This window comes from Streptomyces thermovulgaris (assembly GCF_002155915.1).
In the GTDB taxonomy this organism is placed as follows: domain Bacteria; phylum Actinomycetota; class Actinomycetes; order Streptomycetales; family Streptomycetaceae; genus Streptomyces; species Streptomyces thermovulgaris.
The window spans coordinates 1-5,008 of the sequence record NZ_MUME01000296.1; the positions used below are offsets into that span (position 1 = coordinate 1).

Below are 5,008 nucleotides of genomic sequence, written 5' to 3' on the forward strand. Positions count from 1 at the left end.
ACCCGTGAGGCGATCCGGGGGCAGACCCGCGCCGCCAGCAGATCCGCGAAGACCCGCCCGGGCCCCACGGACCACAGCACCCCCGGATCGCCTCACGGGTGCCGGACCCCGGACCGCTGGGCGAGCTGGTCTCCGGCATCGGCGTCGGCGAGCTGAACGAGGTGGCGGCGCCCGACCGGGAGGTCGTGATCGTCCCGGTGCGGGACGCGGGCGAGGCCGTGCACCGGACCGTGCAGCTCGTCGTGGACTCGGTGCCGCGGGCCATCGGCGTCCCGGCCGAGCGGACGGCGGTGATCACTCCGGGGCATGGAGGCGGGGCCGGTACCCGTGCGCTGAACGCGGCCCTGAAGGCACGGCTCAATCCGGGGCCCGGCCGCTTCGGCGGCTTCGACCCGGGAGACCGGATCGTCTACTCCCCCGCCCCGGGCCGTGTGCTGCCCGGTCATGTGGTGAAGGGCGACGCCGAGGGGCTGCACCTGTCCTGCTCGGGCACTCCCGTGGTCGTTCCGAGGGAGTGGGTGGAGACGCAGGTGCGGCACGGGTGGGCGCTGACCGCGCACCAGGCGGTGGGCTGCCGCTGGCCCGCGGTGGTCGTGGTGCTGCCCGGTGACGCGGCACGGGCGCTCAGCCGGCCGTGGGTCTACACGGCGTTCAGCCGGGCGAGCCGCCATCTGTCCGTGGTGCACGGGGCGAAGCAGGCGCTCCCGCGGGCCGTGGCCGAGGTGCCGGCGAAGCCCCGTACGACCCGTCTGCCCGACCTGCTTCGCGCGCAGAGGCAGGCGGCGGAGGAACGGGCGGCGGGCTGAGGCCCGTCGTCGTCGCAGCCTTCCTGCCGCCGTTCCGCTGCCGCTCAGCGGTCGAGTGCGTCCAGCGGCTCCAGGTCCTCGTCGTCGAGTCCGACGTCGAGATCGTCGTCGGCGTCGTCCCCGTCGAGGTCGTCCTCGTCGTCGCCGTCCTCGTCGTCCTCGTCGTCGAAGACCGCGCTGACGTCGAAGCGGCAGACGACCCGCTCCGGATCGACGTGGTCGAAGGGCGCCTCCAGCCAGTCGCCCGGGTCGGCGGGTTCGTCCGCGGCCGTGACCCACAGGGTGGAGTCGCCCTCCTCCAGGCCGAACTCGCTGTGCCGGGAGGCGATCTCGTCCGGTTCGAACTCGCCGAACAGGATGCCGAGCGCCCCGGGGACCGTCCTGGAGGCGTTCCCGTCGCCGCCCGTGCCGGTCTCGCCGTCCGCAGCCTCCACCCGCTGGGCCTGGGCCAGCAGCCGACGCGGCTCGACCACGGAGTAGTCGCGGCGGATCAGCACACTGATCGCATGCGGCTCCTCCGGTCCCGTGTACGGCGGCAGCGAGTCGTCACCGGGGATCTCGAAGGGCGTGACCTCGTCGTAGCGGTCGTAGAGCAGCTCGTCGTACGCCTCTGCGGCCGCTGCCAGCTGATTGAACGCCTCGTAGACGGCCGGGTCGTCCTCCCCCGACTTGCGCTCGACCGCGGCCAGGTGGCGGTCGAGCGCGGCCTTGACCGCCTCGGCGGCGGCGCGTACCTCGGCAGCGGTGGGCTGCGCAGCATCAGACATAGTGCAGACGCTATCCGTACCGGGCCCAAGACCGCACAATGGTTGCGATGCCGGAATACGAATTTGTCGATGTGTACGTACCCCGTGGGGTCTCCCGCAAGGAGACGACACGTCTGCTGACGGACCACGCCGAGTACGGACATTGGGAGTTGTACCGTCTGAGCCTGCTGCGCGACGGCAGCCGCAGGGTGCGGTTGCGCCGGCGGATCATCCGCCAGGTGCGTGCCACGTGGTGAGCTGAGACGGCCGGGCCGCAGCGGGCCCCGCAGACGCGGGGCCCGCTCCGTCATGCGCACCGTGGACGGGCGGTCACCGGGCGATGGACCGGGCCTTGCGGTACAGCACGGCACCCGCGAGCAGCGCTCCGGCGCCCGCCGGCAGAACGGCGCCCATGGGCAGGTCGCTGCCGGTGTCGGCGAGCTGCGCCCGGCCACTGGACGCGGCGGACTGCGTGCCGGGCTGGTTCACCTGCACGGCACCCCCGGGGGTGTCACCACCCGGGACGGGAGGCGTGCCCGGCCGGCCCGGCTCACCCGGCTCGCCCGGGGTGCCGGGGTCTCCCGGCTCACCCGGAGTACCGGGCTCACCCGGGGTACCGGGGTCCCCCGGCTCACCCGGAGTGCCAGGGTTACCCGGCTCGCCCGGGGTGCCGGGGTCTCCCGGCTCACCCGGAGTACCGGGGTTCCCCGGATCCCCTGGCTCACCGGGCTGCCCCGGAGTGCCGGGGGTGCCGTTGTCCCCTCCGCCGTTGGTGCAGCGGTTGCCGCCGGCCGGATTGCCCGCGCCGATCACATCGATGCTGTTGCCGCAGACATTGACCGGCACATGCACCGGCGCCTGCACCGTGTTGCCCGACAGCACACCCGGCGAACCACCGGCGTGCCCGGAGGCGTGCGAGCCGGCGTGCGAGCCCCCGGCCCCGGACCCGCCGTCCTGGTTGCCACAGGCATTGCCCACCGCCGGGTTGAGCAGTCCGACGACACTGATCGTGTTGCCGCAGACGTTCACCGGCACATGCACCGGCGCCTGCACCGTGTTGCCCGACAGCACACCCGGCGAACCACCGGCGTGCCCGGAGGCGTGCGAGCCGGCGTGCGAGCCCCCGGCCCCGGACCCGCCGTCCTGGTTGCCACAGGCATTGCCCACCGCCGGGTTGAGCAGTCCGACGACACTGATCGTGTTGCCGCAGACATTGACCGGTACATGCACCGGCGCCTGCACCGTGTTGCCCGACAGCACGCCCGGCGAACCGGACGTGGTACCGGCGGCGCCCGTGTCGGCGTGGGCGTAGCCGCTCGCGGCGGCGATCACGCCGGTGGCCGCGGCCACGGTCATCAGGCCCTTGCGGGTGACCTGTCGCATATCGCTGAATCCCTGCTTTCGGCCTCTTCGGCCTCTTCTGGCTTTCGGAACTTCTCGGCTCTCGGATCCCGAAGGCTCTTCGTCTGTCGAAAAGCCTTCCGGAACACGTATTCGCCCCGGACGGAAATCGTCGTCGCGGTCACTGGAAACCGGCCGGCCCCGGAGCGCATGGCGTGCGCTCCGGGGCCGACGGGTCTCAGACCCTCACGGGGCGAGGCACGACGTCACTTGGTCATGCAGCTGTTGCCGAAGGCGGGGTTCAGCAGCCCGATCACGGAGATCGTGTTGCCGCAGGCGTTCACCGGCACGTGAACAGGAACCTGCACGACGTTGCCGGACAGCACGCCCGGGGACTGCGCGGCGGCACCCTGAGCACCGGAGTCGGCAGCGGCCACGCCGGCACCCGCGAGAACCAGTCCACCGGTGGCAACCGCGGCAGCGACGACCTTCTTGATCATTAATTCCTCCTCGTTACTACGCGATCTCTTTTGGTGATCGCATCACTTGTAACGAGGAGGGAGTAATGGAGCTACGAGCTTATCGTCGCATTCACCCTTCCTTGGTCGTCTCCGCACACACGGCCGATTGTTCGGGCCCCTTCGGGCGTGATCCGGGCCGAAAAATGCCCGAAAAATCCCTCAGGACGCGTCGATGAATCGATCGAGCACACGCACACCGAACTTCAGACCGTCCACCGGCACCCGCTCGTCCACGCCGTGGAACATGCCTGCGAAATCCAGCTCCGGCGGCAGCCGCAGCGGCACGAAGCCGAAGCAGCGGATGCCCAGATCGTCGAAGGACTTGGCGTCGGTGCCGCCGGAGAGCATGTACGGGATGGCCTTGGCGGCCGGGTCCTCCGCCAGCAGCGCGGACTGCATCGCCTCCACCAGGGCCCCGTCGAAGGTGGTCTCGACGGCCTTGTCGGCGTGCACGTCCTCGCGCTTGACCTTGGGTCCGAGGATCCGGTCCAGATCGGCGAGGAACTCCTCCTCGTAGCCGGGCAGGAACCGCCCGTCGACATGCGCGGTGGCCTCGCCCGGGATGACGTTGACCTTGTAACCGGCGTTCAGCTGCGTGGGGTTGGCGGTGTTGCTCAGGGTGGCGCCGATGAGCTTGGCGATGCCGCCGAGCTTGGCGAGCGTGCCGTCCATGTCCTCCGGGTCGAGCTCGACGCCGAGCGCGTCGCCGAGTTCGTTGAGGAAGGCCCGGGTGGTCTTGGTCACCCGCACCGGGAACTTGTGCCGCCCGAGGCGGGCCACGGCCTCCGACAGCTCGGTGATCGCGTTGTCCCGGTGGATCATGGAGCCGTGCCCCGCGGTGCCGGCCACGGTCAGCTTCATCCAGTGCATGCCCTTCTCGGCCGTCTGGATCAGGTACAGCCGCCGCTGTTCGCTGACCGTGAAGGAGAAGCCGCCCACCTCGCTGATCGCCTCGGTGACCCCCTCGAACAGATCGGGGTGGTGGTCGACCAGGTAGCGCGCCCCGTACGTCCCGCCGGCCTCCTCGTCCGCGAGGAACGCCAGCACGATGTCCCGCGGGGGCTTGCGGCCGCTGCGCAGCCGGTCCCGCACGACCGCCAGCGTCATCGCGTCCATGTCCTTCATGTCGACCGCGCCGCGGCCCCACACGCACCCGTCCGCGACCTCCCCGGAGAAGGGGTGGTGGGTCCAGTCGTCGGCGTTGGCCGGTACGACGTCGGTGTGGCCGTGGATCAGCAGCGCGGGCCGGGAGGGGTCCTCGCCCTCGATACGGGCCACGGTGGAGGCTCGGCCCGGGTGCGACTCGAAGATCTTCGGCTCCAGCCCCACCTCGGCGAGCTTCTCGGCGACGTACTCGGCGGCCTTGCGCTCGCCCGGCCCCGAGTGGTCGCCGTAGTTGCTGGTGTCGATCCGGATCAACTCGCGGCAGAGGTCCACGACCTCGTCCTCTGCGGTGACGCTCCTGGCCGTGTCCGTCTCGCTCACGCTGCTTCCTCCCACTGTGCGCCGGTGGTCCACCGCGTATGCCGGTGGTCCCCTCAGCCGCCCCCTGTCTCTTCTCCACATCTGACTCTGCCTACTCTATGCAGTTTTT

General features: G+C 70.9%; 5 protein-coding genes and 1 pseudogene. 2 read left to right on the plus strand and 4 right to left on the minus strand.

What is annotated here, in order from left to right:
* Positions 1-80 precede the first annotated feature (80 nt).
* Positions 81-806, plus strand: a pseudogene (locus CCN35_RS21565) (ATP-binding domain-containing protein); the annotation flags it as partial.
* A 44-nt stretch (positions 807-850) separates the two neighbouring features.
* Here the strand turns inward: CCN35_RS21565 and CCN35_RS21570 are convergent.
* The gene (locus CCN35_RS21570) at positions 851-1,573 is read right to left on the minus strand and encodes a hypothetical protein (protein WP_067394813.1); all 723 of its coding nucleotides are present in this window, start codon (positions 1,571-1,573) and stop codon (positions 851-853) included.
* A gap of 47 nt (positions 1,574-1,620) precedes the next feature.
* On the opposite strand from CCN35_RS21570, the gene CCN35_RS21575 reads away from it, so the two are divergent.
* The gene (locus CCN35_RS21575; protein WP_027758838.1) at positions 1,621-1,809 is read left to right on the plus strand and encodes a DUF5703 family protein; all 189 of its coding nucleotides are present in this window, start codon (positions 1,621-1,623) and stop codon (positions 1,807-1,809) included.
* 73 nt (positions 1,810-1,882) lie between these two features.
* Here the strand turns inward: CCN35_RS21575 and CCN35_RS21580 are convergent, their stop codons facing one another.
* From CCN35_RS21580 to CCN35_RS21590, 3 genes are all read right to left on the minus strand, one after another.
* On the minus strand, positions 1,883-2,935 hold the full coding sequence (locus tag CCN35_RS21580; protein WP_086793964.1) for a chaplin family protein: 1,053 nt from the start codon (positions 2,933-2,935) through the stop codon (positions 1,883-1,885).
* Positions 2,936-3,159: 224 nt separating this feature from the next.
* Complete coding sequence (gene chpH / locus CCN35_RS21585; RefSeq protein WP_067394809.1) at positions 3,160-3,393, minus strand: chaplin ChpH; 234 nt, start codon at positions 3,391-3,393, stop codon at positions 3,160-3,162.
* Between the two features lie 180 nt (positions 3,394-3,573).
* Entirely contained in the window at positions 3,574-4,899 is a 1,326-nt protein-coding gene (locus tag CCN35_RS21590; protein ID WP_067394806.1) for a M20/M25/M40 family metallo-hydrolase, read from the minus strand.
* Between the last annotated feature and the right edge of the window lie 109 nt (positions 4,900-5,008).